The following is a 13,942-nucleotide window of genomic DNA, read 5'->3' as shown; positions in this document are numbered from 1 at the left end:
CGCCGCTTTCCAGCAGTCCGAAGACCACCTTCTCGCTCGACTTGCATGTATTAAGCCTCCCGCTAGCGTTCATCCTGAGCCAGGATCAAACTCTCCATTGTAAAGTTCTTATAACCACCCACCGTAGCGGGCAGCTTGTATAGTGACTTAACTTCAGAAAGAGCCTAATGCTGTCTTAACTTCAAATTTCTATTCAGGGCCATAGCTACAAAAGTGTCGCTCCCATCCATCGGATGGGTTCGGTCATTCGTTAATTCTACGGCGTTGAACCTCGCCTGCCATTGATGTCAAAGATCGTTGCGCCGGTGGAGCCGCTCGCTCCTCCGTCCCGTCGTATTAGTCCCCTATAGGACCCACGCCAGAACACCAACTTTTTGTTTCGTTGTTCGCCTTGCTTCCAAAGCGGCTGCAAAAGTACAGCTAGTTTTTCATCCGTGCAAGTCAGTAAGCAGATTTTCTCAACTATTTTCTGACTTGCTCGACTGCGTTTCCCCACTCATTCGCGGGGGCCGCAAAGGTACCATCATCGCCTTCGTTCCTCCAAACCTTTCGCAAAGAATATTTGCCTTGTGTTTGTCGCGAAGTTTCCACCGCGCTGTGGCCGTTGCCACATACGCTCATCAAGCGGAATCTTACTATAGAAGGGATGCAAGACTATCCTTGCGGGACGGCAAAGATAGGCCGCAGGATGGTAAACGTACAAGCATTCGGCTAGTTTAATCGCCACATCTTTTCCGGAGCCAGCACTACAGTAGCTCCCGGACGAAGGTGGTCCCGAATACCCCGATCGGCGTAGTACCCATCAGCCGTAATTCCTGCCACAGCGTACTCTCCCCGTTCAGGAAGGCCAGTACCCGCGCCGGTGGGTTGCGCTGGAACAGATTTACAAAGACCTCATCCCCTCGCAGCTTGCGCTGCTCTAGGATCCGCAGCAGCGTAGCGTCGTACAAGCGGTGCTTTTCCGGCCACACCTGCGTGGCGGATATATCCGGGAAGGCCGCTGCCAGTCGCATCAGCTGCCGCTGCAGCCCGTAGAAGGTGTAGCCCGTAGAGGGTCGTGCCGCTCCGCCACCCAATCCTATATATATAAGGTTACCCGTTCTCCGGGGATAGTCATAGGTCGTCATCGGAATATTGCCGCCCTCCGTATGGTATACCCGGTACGGCCCCTGCGTCCAGTGGGCGTGGATGTAGTCGCCGATCAGCGCGTCGTACTGCTCCGTCCGCAAGTGCTCGTTGCTGAAAATGGCGATCTCCACCATCGCCCGCCGTTTGCTGAAGGGCAGGACGTAAAAAAAGCGCGTCTCCCCCTCCTGCGGCGTGCGAAAGTCCATCAGGCTGGCGCGCCTCGGATCGAAGGTGTCCTCCTCCGTTTCGATGAACCACCCCCGGAAGTGCTGGTCCAGGTAGGGCTGCTTCACTTCCCGGTAGTCGAGCGGGTGGGGCTCGCTGCTGAACACGATGTCCGCAGTCACCGTCTCCCCACCAAGCTGAAAACTAGCCGTGGCCGGACCGGACCGCACCTCACTGGCTTGCCCCTGCACCCGCGTCAGCGCCCCTACCCCGTCCAGTATACCGTTGACGTGTGCGTAGAAGTCGTTGCTCAGGATCACCTTATAGGCATAGGGGGCGAGGTCGCAGGTGCAGTGGGTGTGGGCGTTGTGCAGACTCACCTGGTCCCAGCGGTGATACACCAGCTCTTCGAAGGGGCCTTCCCCGGTCTCCCAGAACGACCAGGTGCGGTCGTGGGCGGTCTTGCGCTGCGGATCCACCAGTAGCACACGCTTGCCACTAAGTTTGCCCGCCCGCTTCAGGTGATAGAGTACGCTCAGGCCCGCCAGCCCTCCCCCGATGACCGCGATGTCGTAGTGGCTCACAGGACCAAGTTAAGGACCAGGAAAAAGAAGAGTTGGGCGGCGAGGTAGACCAGCAGAAGCGGACTCCTGAACCGGATATTCAGCAACTGCAGGGGCAGGGAGATGAGGAAGGCGACCACGGCCCACATCAGGTAGTTTTGCAGGGGGATCGTGCCGCCGCCCCACTGCCAGTAATCCAGCTTTATCGCTACCGGCTCAATCGCTACGTCGTACAGGGCGATGAAGATGCTAGCCAGGAGGGCAGCGGAAACCGACTTCGACCAGTTCAGGTCATACTCCTCGGTACCCGGCCGTTTGCGCTGCGGCACACCCGTATCCTCCGTAGTGAAGCGTTTGACCGCAAAGAAGTGGAGCGCCAGCATATTGGTGGCCAGCGTGAGGGCACACCAGTTCAGCGCGATCACGAAGGGCACGCCCAACCACTGCCAGCGCATCGTGGCACCGTAGGCGTACTCCCCGAACAGGGCGCCCGTAGCCACCCCCACGGCTTCGGCCGCGAAGGTGAAGCAGTAGGCGATCGCTAACCAGAGGAGTAGCCGCTGGTCCTGGTTACGCTGGTACACGGCGTAGAGGAGCAGTCCGTTAAGTACGAGCAGGAGCGCATCCGTAGTGTAGCGGGTGATGGGTAGCACCGCCGGCAGCGTATGGGCGAGTGCTCCACTGGCGAAGGCGAACAGCATGAACCAGATCAGCCCACGTTCGAGCTTCGATGCACTGCCACCAGCTGCGGTAGCCCTACTCATAGCAGATTGAAGCGGTGCTTGACGGCGGAGCTGGCCAGCAGGTAGACCTTGCGGCTATCGGCTACGCGGATGCGGGTCTCGGTCACGTCCTGCGCCGGCGCATTGCGGATCTTCTGGAACAGCTTGGTATAGTAGCGATAAGCCAGGTACACCCCGAAGCGGGCGCTGGTGGGCAGCTGTACGATGCCAGTGTAGGCGAAATCGAAGTCGGCCTTAATATCCGCCTCAATGGCGGCCTTGCTCAGGTTATCGAACTTTTCGTAGTCGACACCCGGGAAGTAGACCCGGCCCCGGTCGTGGTAGTCGGAGCGGATGTCGCGCAGGAAGTTGATCTTCTGAAAGGCCGATCCCAGGGCCTGGGCGGGGGGCTTGAGGCGCTCGTACTCGGCCTCGTCCCCATCGACGAAGACGCGCAAACACATCAGTCCCACCACTTCCGCCGAGCCGTAGATGTACTCCTTATATAAGGACGCGTTGTAGCGGGTGTTATCGAGGTCCATTTCCATGCTGTCCAGGAAGGGGTCGATCAGGTCGCGGCCGATCTGGTAGCGGTGAGCTACTTCCTGAAAGGCCTGCAGGATGGGATTGAGACTGATACCATGTTCGAGGGCGTGGTAGGTATCCTCGCGGAAGCGCTGGAAGAGCATCTGCTTATCCGAGGCATGGAAGGTATCGACGATCTCATCGGCGAAGCGCACGAAGCCATAGATACCGTAAATCGGCGCCCGCAGGGGTTTTTCGAACACCCGGATGCCCATGCTGAAGCTGGTGCTGTAGCGGCGGGTGACCAGACTGGCACACTCCCGGCAGACTTGTTGGTAGAGGCTAAGCATGTACGGGCATGGCGGCTTTAATGTCCCGGGCGGCTACCTGTCCGGAGATGATACTGGGTGGCATACCCGGTCCCGGTGTGGTAAGCTGACCGGCATACCACAAGTTACGGAGCTTTTTGCTGCGCAGCTTGGGCTTGAGGAAGGCCGTCTGTAGCAGGGTATTGGCCAGACCGTAGGCATTGCCCCGGTAGGCATTATAATCTTCCTTGAACTCCCGGTGGGCGTAGTCGCGGCGGTACACGACGTGCGGACGGATATCAAAACCGATGCGCTGGCTCAACCGCTCGCACATCAGGTGCCAGTAGTGCTCGCGCCGCTCGGGCGTATCGTCTAGATCGGGAGCCAGTGGAAGGAGGAAGAACATGTTCTCACAACCGTCCGGGGCCACGGTCGGATCGGTCACCGAGGGGGCACAGACGTAAAAGAGTGGATCCTCCGGCCAGACGGGCTGCTCGTAGATATCGTGGGCGTGGCGATCGAAGTCCGCATCGAAGAACAGCGTATGGTGGTGCAGTCCGGGCACCCTGCGGTCCAGCCCGATGTAGAACAGCAGACTAGAGGGGGCCATGGTACGGCCGGCCCAGTAGTCGGGGGAGTACATACGGTCGGTCGGTGCCAGCACTTGCTGATCGAAGTGGTGGTAGTCAGCCGCGCAGACGAGCACGTCGGTGGGGTAGGTGGTGCCGTCTTCGGTCACGACGGACTGCACTTCTCCCTTCACGGTCACTACTTCCCGCACCGCGCTGCCGGAGATGATCTCCACACCCTGACCGCGGGCTACGGCGGCCATGCCTTCAATGATCTTGTGCATCCCACCCAGGGGATACCAGGTGCCGAGCTTGAGGTCGGCGTAATTCATCAGACTATACAGCGCTGGGGTATTGGCGGGCGTGGCCCCCAAAAAGAGAACGGGGAACTCCAGCAGCTGGATCAGTTGCGGGTGCTTGAAGAGCCGGCGCACGTAGGTGGCCATGTCCGTCAGCATCTGCAGTTTGAAGACGGACTTAAAGACCCGCAGGTCGGCGAAGTCCATGATGCTATGGCCGGGTTTCTGTACGAACTCATCGATGCCGACGCGATACTTGTACTCGGCTTCCTCCAGAAACTTGCGCAGGTTAGCGGAGCTGCCGGGCTCTAGTTTTTCGAAGAGGGCAAATAGCTCTTTCGTGCTGGCCGGCACTTCGATGCGGTCTTCCACGCCGAAGACCACCTCGTAGCTGGGGTCGAGGCGTACGAGCTCGTAGTGCTCGGCGGCGGTGCTGCCGAAGTCGTTAAAGAAGTGCTCGAAGACCTCCGGCATCCAGTACCAGCTGGGGCCCATATCGAAGGTGTAGCCTTCGGCGGAGAACTGCCGGGCGCGGCCGCCCAGTCCCTCGTTCTTCTCCAGGATGCGTACGCGGTAGCCGTCGCGGGCCAGGTAGGCTGCGGCCGATAGACCGGCGAATCCGGCACCGACGATAATAACTTGTTTATTCAAGTGCGCGTAGCGGTTTAGTTACGGCCTAACGCGGTTAGCCGGGGAGGGTTTAGCGGTTAAAGGCGCTCATGGTATTGCTCAGTCCGTGGGCACAGAAGCTCAGGCAGGCGTCGCTGGCGTCCTTCAGCAGGGCGGGCAGCTCGGTGCGTTCGTCCGCCGTCCACTCGCTGAGCACGTAGTCGGCCTGCTGCCCCGGGTGGAAGTCCTTGCCGATCCCGACCCGCAGCCGCGCGTAGTTGTTCCCGCCGGTGAGCTGATCGATGTCCTTGAGTCCGTTGTGGCCGGCAGCACTGCCCTTGCCCCGCAGGCGCAGACGCCCGAAGTCGAGGTGCAGGTCGTCCATCACCACCAGCAGGTTTTCCTTGGGCACGTTTTCGGCCTGTAGCCAGTAGCGCACGGCCTTCCCGCTCAGGTTCATGTAGGTGGTGGGCTTGAGCAGGGTGACGAGCTTACCGCGGTGCTTGATGCGGGCGATGTCGCCGTGGGTGTCGCTATGCCAGTCGGTACTCAGCTGCTCCACTACGCGGAAGCCTACGTTGTGGCGGGTATCTGCGTACTTGGGACCGGGATTGCCCAGGCCTACGATAAGGTATTTCATTATGGGATTCTGGATGGCTAGGTATCTGAGTACGGCAAAGGTAGCAGCATCGCGATAGTTGCTTAGGGCGGGCGGGGCCGCAGGTGCAGATTAAATGTACAGGAGCAAAGCTAGCCGGTGGACCCACCTATACCGATCGGCTTAAAACAGCCTAGTTTCTATTTTTTCACGAAAAAGTAGAAACTGATCCCATAAGTTTCTACTTTCGTGAAATGAGAAAGTTCGTCTCTGGAACATACATAAAGCAGAGCAGCTACCGGGCTTTTATCCCAGCGGAGATAAATCGTCGTTGGTCCATTGAGGAGGCTACGCTTCAGCAGAAACTCGGTACGGCAGATCGTTTCCTCGGTAGGTTAGACGCTTTCTCGGATTTGGTTAACATCGATCTTTATGTACGACTCCACGTAACCAAAGAAGCAACGCTGTCGGCAAAGATCGAGGGTACGCAGACGAGCGTAGAGGAGGCCTTACTCAGTCGCGAAGAAGTATCTCTCGAACGTCGCGATGACTGGGAAGAGGTAAATAACTACGTACTAGCTATCAACCGAGCTATTGGCTGGCTCGGGACGCTGCCGTTTTCCTCCCGTTTGATCAGGAACACACACGGGATACTAATGCAGGGCGTGCGTGGACAGCAAAAGGGGCCCGGCCAGTTTCGTACCAGTCAAAACTGGATCGGAGGCAGAAGCATCAATAGTGCGACTTTCGTACCCCCTCCACCCCAGGAGGTCAGCCGTTTGATGGGTGACCTTGAGTATTTAGCGAATGACGAGCGTAACCCCCTGCCCGAGTTGCTGAAGGTAGCGCTACTTCACTATCAGTTCGAGACCATTCACCCCTTCCAAGACGGCAACGGCAGGCTGGGGCGCTTACTAATTCCCCTTTATCTGATCGGCCGCGATATACTCCGCAAGCCCGTCCTGTATCTTTCCGCTTATTTCGAGGCCAACCGAACGCAGTACTATGATAGGCTAACGGAGGTACGTGAAAATAATGACCTCCTTGGGTGGTTCCACTTCTTCCTAGACGGCATTATAGAAACCGCCCGGGACGGCGTAAGTACGTTTCAAAGAATAACGGAACTAGAACGTTCCCTACCCACAAAACTCGAAAGTCTGGGCCGACGTCGGGGAGGTGCGGAGCAGTTGGTTCGTGCGCTCTTCGGAGAACCCATCGTGACCGTTGCCGACATCAAGCGAATACTTGGCTCCAGTCATGCCCCGGCTTACCGCCTCGCGGGTGACCTAGAGCAATTAGGTATTCTTAAGGAGTACCCAACCGCCAGCAGAAGTAAAAGCTACGTATTCCAGGAATACATGGACCTTTTCAACTGAGTTTATAGATTAGTGTCGAAAAGTATAAACTCGCCGGGCGAGTTTCTACTTTCGCAAAAACTCGCCGCCGCCCACATAAGTCAGCGACATCCGATGTCCGATCCACTTGCGGCTTAGCCCTAAGCGAATACCCTACAGCTTCCGACTACCCCTTTACCCACAGCAAGCAAGTATCGCTGAGTGTGGCAAGGCAATTGTTGAGTACATTCATCCTACCTACTAACCCACACCCTCAGGTACGATGCGCTTATTTTCCACCCTTACCCTACTCCTTTATCTTTCATTTCCTGCCTTCGGGCAGTGGACCCCCTTATCGTTCACTACCGGATTCGACGTCACGGATGCGAACGTCTACGGCGACCGGTTGGTGGTCAATCTGGGCGGGCAGATGTTCACTTCTGCCGATGGGGGACGGACCGTGGACTACATCTCGGAAGATGCCGGACTAGGGTTTGCCGTCAGCTCCTACTACTTAGATACCGTACTCTACGTAGTTACTCTTGACGGCAGTATTTACCGGACCGACAACTGGGGGGATACCTGGCAGACAACCACCGTCACTCCTGGCAGAACCGAGCAGTTCACCGCCCTGTTCGCCGTAGCTGACTTCTACCTGGCTACACACCCGACCGGCACGATCTACCGCTCCGAAGACGGCACTTCTTGGAGACCCATCGACCTCGGCAGTGTCGATCTTCCCGCTAATGACTACCTGACTACCGGACTTGCGATCGGTGATACCGTGCTGGCCGGCCTAGAGGGTGGCGTACTGCGCTCCGAAGATCGTGGAGCTAGCTGGAGGTATGTCCGTATGGGCGACTTTGATACTCAAGTGGGTAGCCTGGCCGTTGGCGAAACGGGCATCCTGTATGCGGGAACTTCGGGAGACGGGGTATACCGATCTACCGACAGCGGCCAGAGCTGGACGGAGCTCAACACCGGCTTACCGGACAGAAAGCGCAACATCATCGATTTACTTCTAGTGAGCGGCAACGAACTACTGATCTCGACAAACCTTGCGGAGACCGATAGTAACAATCTCCTGCGCCTGAACCGAGCAACGGACACCTGGGAGACTGGATTTACCCCGATCACGGAGCGCTTCGTAGCTATTGAACTGGCTAGTGACGGCACTTCCCTGTTTGCGAGTACCCCCAGCGATGGAGTGTTCGGCCGGCCGCTAGAACAACTGACGGGCACTACTTCACTGCGTACTGCTACGAAGGCCATCACCACCCTGATCTATCCTAACCCGGCCGTGGACCAAATTACCCTACCGGACCTACCCAACAAAGCCCCCCTTATCTACCGCATTTACAATACCTACGGTCACCTGGTTCAGCAGGGAAGCGTAGCTCAACCTACGCCCTCCACTACACTAGCTATCGCCCATCTCCGAGCGGGTCACTACACTATTCAGTTCCACCACACCAAGACCTACGTAGCCAGGTTCGTCAAGCAGTAGGCGCCCTACCTTCGCCCCCCGTGACCTTCGACCTTCTCCACACCGACCCCACCACCGACGCCCGCGCCGGCCTGCTCACTACCGATCACGGCGCTATCGAGACGCCCATCTTCATGCCCGTAGGCACCCTGGGTACCGTCAAGGGCGTCCACCAGCGGGAGCTCAGGGAACAGGTGCGGGCACAGATCATTCTCGGCAACACCTACCACCTCTACCTCCGCCCCGGCATGGAGGTAATGGAATCCGCCGGCGGACTCCACCAGTTCATGCAGTGGGACGGCCCCCTCCTGACTGACAGCGGCGGCTACCAGGTCTACAGCCTCGCCCACCGCCGCAAGATCACCGAGGAGGGCGCCACCTTCGCCAGTCACATCGACGGCAGCAAGCACCTGTTCAGTCCGGAGAGCAGCCTCGGCATCCAGCGCTCCATCGGTGCCGATATCGTCATGGCCTTCGACGAGTGCCCCCCCTACCCCTCCACCCGCGAGTACACCGAGCGTAGCATGCACCTCACTCACCGCTGGCTGGAGCGCTGCGTCGCCTTCATGCGGGAATCCCGGCCGAAGTACGGTCACACGCAGTCCCTCTTTCCCATCGTACAGGGCGGCAGCTTCGATGACTTGCGTACCCAGTCCTGCGAGTTTATCGCTAATCAGAACCAGCCCGGCAACGCCATCGGAGGCCTCTCCGTAGGCGAGCCCATCCCCGACATGTACCGCATCGCCAAACTGTGCTGCGACATCCTCCCCAAAGCGAAGCCCCGCTACCTCATGGGCGTAGGCACCCCCGCCAACCTGCTGGAGTGCATCAGCCGCGGCGTCGACATGTTCGACTGCGTGCTCCCCAGCCGCAACGCCCGCCACGGTATGCTCTACACCCGCCAGGGCATCATCAACATCCGCAACGCCCGCTGGAAGAACGACCACTCCCCCATCGATGACCACCCGGACGCCGCCCCCACGTCGCGCACCCACTCCAAAGCGTACCTCTGCCACCTCATCCGCTGTAACGAACTACTGGCCGGCCAGCTAGCTACCCTACACAATCTGGCGTTCTACCTCGCGCTGGTGCGGGAGGCGCGGGTGCGGATTCTGGAGGGTTCATTTGCAGGGTGGAAAGAAAAGGCGGTGGTGGACTTGGAGCGGAAGTTGTAGGTGCATCCAATAGCCGCGCCCCGTCCGTGTCGCCGCGAATAGCGTCGCCGCGGGGTAGCACTTTTTATTGGGCGAAGGGAAGGTCGATTGGCTCTAGATTAAGCGTTAAGATTGTGTCCAACACCTCTGTATCATTGGAAGACAAAATTAGTAAGTACTCTGTGGGAACTCCTTGATCCCATGTAACCATGCTACCCTCTTTATAAACTTCATTCGTGCTATCATTGAGGACAACTGCATATATCGTTGAGTTGCACCTTTGAGTTAGATATAGATAAGACTTTGATTTGGAAAAAGATTGGGAACAGGTTGTGCGATAGGACTCATTTAACGTAGAGTAGCATGTGTCGGGCACGTCAATGTCAGTGTAACCTGAAGTAACACCCGCATGCCTTAACCAAGGATGAACGGTCAGGAATTTGCCACGAGGCATAGTTATGTCATACGGGTATACTGGTATTTGACATCTAGCTGTAACTAATTCGACAAACTCTGAAACCGTATCGGCATCAGTAGGGTCTGACTTAGGATTTGTATCACCGCATGAGAGCAACATGACCAAAGATAGTAAGAGCACTCCTATCTTAATTATTTTCCTTTCCATACGTTGTTCCAACCTTGAATGAAGTATTGATTTCGCCAACTCATGAAGGTGTTATACCCTACTTTGATGTTTCCTCCTTTGGTAGAAGTAAAATTCCATTTTTGTTCTCCATCTAGCCGTGGTTGTGGCTTATAGGTATTTCGGGTTGGGATGCCAAGTTCTGACCTAATTTCATTCATATATGAGACAGTACCGCCTGGTGACCAAGCGTCACCGTCTTTAAAATTATCATAATTATGGCCCAAGACACCTAATCCAGTATCTGTGTGCAAAGTTTCATGAAGAAACAACATGCCAGCTCCCATGGTTAGATAATCGTCACTTCCTGATTTACTCGTCGAAAACATAGATTCAAAAGCATAGGCAGTAGCTCCATCAAAATTAATATGATTTGGATCCTTGTTCCTGTTTACGTTAGGACTAATACTACCTGTCTGGTATGGATCAGTATTAGGACCAACAGTTATGGTAGACTTCGAATCTATAATATTTTTCAAATAAGAGGCAGCGGTCGAACTACCTCCACCCGTACCTTCACCGTATGTTAACAGACCAGCCTCAACCCCTACGGATAAGCCGGTGATTGACTCTAGATCAGTCATAATGTGATAAAGTGAATTTAAACCTTCCTCACTTACTTTTCCATCTTCACCAGTTATAAGTTGGTATACGTCAACTCTCATTCCATCAGGGTCAATGAATTTGATTGGACTGTTGCCTACATAAGCGTATGGAGTGATCGAAGCGTAACTATCAGCTAGCGGGTCGACCGCATTCCATCGTGCGATCGTCGGATCGTACCACCGGGCCCCATAGTCAAACAGCCCCAACTCCTCGTTCAGCTCCTTGCCATTATAGCGGTGCAGGTCTTCCCTACCGCTATGCTCTACCCACGGCCCCTGCATCGCCATGCCAAAGGGGTAGTAGTGCTGCTCATCCAGCAGCTCGCTGGTCAAACGGTTGGTGGTAGCTGTGATGTTACCATCTCCATTCAAATCACTGAAGCTCACGCGGCTGCTACCCAGGTGATCACGCAGGGTATACTCATAGCGCCCGCTGCTGGCATTGCCGTTAGCAAAGTACACCCGCCCGTGCTCGAAGTAAACCGAGTTTAGCACTCCACTGACGTACTCGATACCGTCGAAGTATTCCCGGGCATCCCCCCCACCGGTAGTCTCGAGCTTGCGGCCGGTAGCGGTGTAGGTGTTCGTGATGCTCGACCGGCCTCCGCTGCGGTTGATTCGGGAGGGAAGATTCAGGTAGTTGGACGTAATGGTAAGCCCCTTCTGGCTATCTGTTCTCAAGTTACCATTGGCATCGTAGGTGTAGTCAGAGGTAGCGGCAAAACCGGCCCGGGCGGTATTGGTAGTATTCTTTTCCTGCACCTTCGTCAGTCTGTTGCTACCCGTGCTGTAAGTGTAAGCCAAATCATCTATGTCGGTTTCCGCCGAGCAGGACGACTTACCGTTGCGTTTTAGCGTGAGCATATTACCCCTTACGTCGTAGGAGTAGTCAGTGTCGTAATCTTTCATCCAGTTCCAGCCACCATTGCTAGTTCGCTGGGCAGAGCGGGCAGAGCTAAGGCGTCCGAATAGATCGTAGTCGAAGCGATACGCCTGGGCGGTACGACCGCGGATCTGCCAGCTAATCTGCGATATATTACCGTCTTTCATAGTTCGATTGCCGCTCAACCTGAAGTTATCATAGTGAAGCTCTAACGGAAAATCGCGCCCGTTAGTCCCACCCTCGCAGACGATGTATGTTGTTCCGGTGCAGGCGAGCCCATCCCCCGCTCCCACCGCAATCCCTACCGGCCGAGCACCTACCCCCGAAGGGGTCTAACCAGCCGAAGGCGATCTACCGAGCGAAGCGATCTACCCCCAAAGGGGTCTAACCAGCCGAAGGCGGTCTACTGAGCGCAGCGGTCTACCCCGCCGAAGGCGATCTAATCCCTACCTTCGCCCCATGGCCCTTACCTACCGCAGAATCATGCTCAAGCTGTCCGGCGAAACCCTGATGGGCGACCAGCAGTACGGCATCGACCCCAAGATGCTCACCTACTACACCAAGCAGATCAAGGAGCTGATCGACATCGGCGTCGAAGTAGCCGTAGTGATCGGCGGCGGCAACATCTTCCGCGGCCTCTCCGCCGCCGAGTCCGGTGTAGAGCGCACCCAGGGCGACTACATGGGCATGCTGGCCACGGTCATCAACGGCATGGCCCTGCAGAGCATGATGGAAACCCACGGCGTCTTCACCCGCCTGATCTCCGCCATCGAGATGCAGCAGATCGCCGAGCCCTACATCCGCCGCCGCGCCATCCGCCACCTGGAAAAAGGCCGCGTAGTGATCTTCAGCGGCGGTACCGGCAACCCCTACTTCACGACCGACTCCGCTGCCGCCCTGCGCGCCAACGAGATCGGCGCCGAAGTGATCCTGAAGGGCACCCGGGTAGATGGTATCTATACCGCCGACCCGGAAAAAGACCCCGCCGCCACCAAGTACGACCACATCACCTTCCGCGAGGCCATGACCAAGAACCTGCGCGTGATGGACCAGGCCGCTTTCGCACTCTGCGCCGAAAACGACCTGCCGATCATCGTCTTCGACATCAACGAGCCGGCCAACCTGCGCAAGATCATGTTCGGAGAACCCGTAGGCACGCTGGTCTCTAACGTCGCCCCCGTTCGTACCGAAGCATAGCCCGACCAAGCTTGCCGAAAAACGGCATCCCCACCTCCTCGTACTCGTACACCCCGTCGTTGTACACCCGGTTGGCGTTGGTGTGGATCGTGCCGACAAGGATAAATTCCACCTCCCCATCCGTGATGTAAGCCGCATCCGTCAGGTAGCCATACGCCCAGCCCACTTTGTTGAGGATACGCAGCTCGTCCGGAATGCGGGTTTCCTCCGGCTGATCGCCGTACAGCCAGAATTTGACGTAGTTGTCTGGCTGATCGTAGCGGGGCGAAACACTTTCGCGGGGGCGCTCTGACATAGCCCGACGCAGCAGCGCATAGTCCTCCGTAGTGAGTTGAAAGGGGGTCTCGACCGCCTCCGGCACCACGATCCGCGCCAGTATATCGTGCAGGTTGCGCACGCTCAGGTAGTTCTTGTGGCTGAAGTCGAAGGGCGCACGGACCAGGCTATCATCTTCCATATACCCCACCCCCCGCTGCTGCCCGATCACCCCCGGTAGCGGGTCGTAGTACGTATCGTGCCGTTCCCCCACCTGGTACAGCGTCTCGTAGCCATCGGCAAAGCGGACCGGATTGAGGTAAGCGTGGGTAGTATCGTCAAAGCCCCCGACGCCCACCCGGTGCTGAATCCGCGCACCCGCGATCCCGGCCCGTTGCAGCGCCTGATTGATGTAGGTAGGCCCCAGCCACTCGAAGAGCCGATTGTACGCCGCGTTGTCGCTGGTGAGAAAAATGCGGCGGATGTAGTGGGCCACGCTGGGCAGCCCCGTCACACTACTGGTATCGCGGCCGACGGCAGTCTGGGGCGCGCTCGCAGGTGCGCTGCCTTTGCCGGTGTACATCGGTGTTTCGGCGGTCATCCCGAGTATTCCCAGCTCGTTGAGCTTTTGCAGGGCCAGCACGGCAACGGGCATTTTGACGGAGCTGGCGGGGTAGAAGTACTGGGTACTGTCAGCGCCCCAGCGGTACGTACGGAGCTGCACCGTGCCGTCCGGCCGCCGGTCGATCTGACTGTACAGGATCTGCACTTCAAAGCTGTCGGGCCGGTCTACCCAGGGGGCGAAGTCGGCCCGCTGCTGTTCGATCACCTCGGCCAGGGGGTTGTGCTGAGCGACGAGCAGAACGGGAGCAAGGACAAGAAATAGCGTACGTAGCATA

Annotated in this window: 11 protein-coding genes and 1 rRNA gene; 4 read left to right on the top strand and 8 right to left on the bottom strand. The window is 57.2% G+C overall.

Annotation, left to right across the window (positions count from 1 at the left end):
- From MJQ68_RS11695 to pth, 6 genes are all read right to left on the bottom strand, one after another.
- Positions 1 to 101: ribosomal RNA gene (locus tag MJQ68_RS11695) — 16S ribosomal RNA — on the bottom strand; the annotation flags it as partial.
- Positions 102 to 746: 645 nt separating this feature from the next.
- Positions 747 to 1,877 carry an FAD-dependent oxidoreductase gene (locus tag MJQ68_RS11690; protein ID WP_238751292.1) on the bottom strand — a complete coding sequence of 377 codons (1,131 nt, stop codon included), beginning with the start codon at positions 1,875 to 1,877 and terminating at the stop codon, positions 747 to 749.
- A complete protein-coding gene (locus MJQ68_RS11685) occupies positions 1,874 to 2,620 on the bottom strand; it encodes a carotenoid biosynthesis protein (protein WP_238751291.1) in 747 nt (248 codons plus the stop codon). Before MJQ68_RS11685 ends, MJQ68_RS11690 begins: the two co-directional genes overlap by 4 nt.
- On the bottom strand, positions 2,617 to 3,453 hold the full coding sequence (locus MJQ68_RS11680; RefSeq protein ID WP_238751290.1) for a phytoene/squalene synthase family protein: 837 nt from the start codon (positions 3,451 to 3,453) through the stop codon (positions 2,617 to 2,619). Before MJQ68_RS11680 ends, MJQ68_RS11685 begins: the two co-directional genes overlap by 4 nt.
- Positions 3,446 to 4,930 carry a phytoene desaturase family protein gene (locus MJQ68_RS11675; RefSeq protein WP_238751289.1) on the bottom strand — a complete coding sequence of 495 codons (1,485 nt, stop codon included), beginning with the start codon at positions 4,928 to 4,930 and terminating at the stop codon, positions 3,446 to 3,448. The genes MJQ68_RS11680 and MJQ68_RS11675 overlap by 8 nt, the downstream gene beginning before the upstream one ends.
- A 49-nt stretch (positions 4,931 to 4,979) precedes the next feature.
- On the bottom strand, positions 4,980 to 5,528 hold the full coding sequence (gene pth / locus MJQ68_RS11670) for an aminoacyl-tRNA hydrolase (protein WP_238751288.1): 549 nt from the start codon (positions 5,526 to 5,528) through the stop codon (positions 4,980 to 4,982).
- Positions 5,529 to 5,740: 212 nt separating this feature from the next.
- Here pth and MJQ68_RS11665 point away from each other — a divergent pair, with 212 nt between their 5' ends.
- The 3 genes from MJQ68_RS11665 to tgt all read left to right on the top strand — a co-directional run bounded on the left by MJQ68_RS11665 (position 5,741) and on the right by tgt (position 9,481).
- Positions 5,741 to 6,862 (top strand): Fic family protein, encoded by a 1,122-nt coding sequence (locus tag MJQ68_RS11665; protein WP_238751287.1) that lies wholly within the window; start codon positions 5,741 to 5,743, stop codon positions 6,860 to 6,862.
- 241 nt (positions 6,863 to 7,103) lie between these two features.
- Positions 7,104 to 8,327, top strand: coding sequence for a T9SS type A sorting domain-containing protein (locus MJQ68_RS11660; RefSeq protein WP_238751286.1), 1,224 nt, complete (start codon positions 7,104 to 7,106; stop codon positions 8,325 to 8,327).
- Positions 8,328 to 8,347: 20 nt separating this feature from the next.
- Positions 8,348 to 9,481: a tRNA guanosine(34) transglycosylase Tgt gene (gene tgt / locus MJQ68_RS11655; protein WP_238751285.1), complete on the top strand. Its 1,134-nt coding sequence runs from the start codon at positions 8,348 to 8,350 to the stop codon at positions 9,479 to 9,481.
- 588 nt (positions 9,482 to 10,069) lie between these two features.
- Here the strand turns inward: tgt and MJQ68_RS11650 are convergent.
- Positions 10,070 to 11,758 (bottom strand): RHS repeat-associated core domain-containing protein, encoded by a 1,689-nt coding sequence (locus MJQ68_RS11650; RefSeq protein ID WP_238751284.1) that lies wholly within the window; start codon positions 11,756 to 11,758, stop codon positions 10,070 to 10,072.
- A 292-nt stretch (positions 11,759 to 12,050) separates the two neighbouring features.
- On the opposite strand from MJQ68_RS11650, the gene pyrH reads away from it, so the two are divergent.
- The gene (gene pyrH, locus MJQ68_RS11645; RefSeq protein ID WP_238751283.1) at positions 12,051 to 12,788 is read left to right on the top strand and encodes a UMP kinase; all 738 of its coding nucleotides are present in this window, start codon (positions 12,051 to 12,053) and stop codon (positions 12,786 to 12,788) included.
- On the opposite strand, the gene MJQ68_RS11640 is transcribed toward pyrH, so the two are convergent.
- Positions 12,757 to 13,941 carry a serine hydrolase gene (locus MJQ68_RS11640; RefSeq protein WP_238751282.1) on the bottom strand — a complete coding sequence of 395 codons (1,185 nt, stop codon included), beginning with the start codon at positions 13,939 to 13,941 and terminating at the stop codon, positions 12,757 to 12,759. The two genes, pyrH and MJQ68_RS11640, sit on opposite strands and share 32 nt — an antisense overlap.
- Position 13,942: the final 1 nt, after the last annotated feature.

The sequence above is a fragment of the Neolewinella maritima genome (genome assembly GCF_923081025.1).
GTDB lineage: Bacteria > Bacteroidota > Bacteroidia > Chitinophagales > Saprospiraceae > Neolewinella > Neolewinella maritima.
The sequence above is the reverse complement of the archived record's forward strand: the minus strand, read 5'-3'. Positions and strand labels throughout refer to the sequence as shown.

Coding starts and splice junctions, on each gene's coding strand:
- pyrH (WP_238751283.1), top strand. CDS start 12,051: ATGGCCCTTACCTACCGCAGAATCATGCTCAAGCTGTCCGGCGAAACC.
- pth (WP_238751288.1), bottom strand. CDS start 5,528: ATGAAATACCTTATCGTAGGCCTGGGCAATCCCGGTCCCAAGTACGCA.
- MJQ68_RS11660 (WP_238751286.1), top strand. CDS start 7,104: ATGCGCTTATTTTCCACCCTTACCCTACTCCTTTATCTTTCATTTCCT.
- MJQ68_RS11640 (WP_238751282.1), bottom strand. CDS start 13,941: ATGCTACGTACGCTATTTCTTGTCCTTGCTCCCGTTCTGCTCGTCGCT.
- MJQ68_RS11650 (WP_238751284.1), bottom strand. CDS start 11,758: ATGAAAGACGGTAATATATCGCAGATTAGCTGGCAGATCCGCGGTCGT.
- MJQ68_RS11665 (WP_238751287.1), top strand. CDS start 5,741: ATGAGAAAGTTCGTCTCTGGAACATACATAAAGCAGAGCAGCTACCGG.
- MJQ68_RS11685 (WP_238751291.1), bottom strand. CDS start 2,620: ATGAGTAGGGCTACCGCAGCTGGTGGCAGTGCATCGAAGCTCGAACGT.
- MJQ68_RS11680 (WP_238751290.1), bottom strand. CDS start 3,453: ATGCTTAGCCTCTACCAACAAGTCTGCCGGGAGTGTGCCAGTCTGGTC.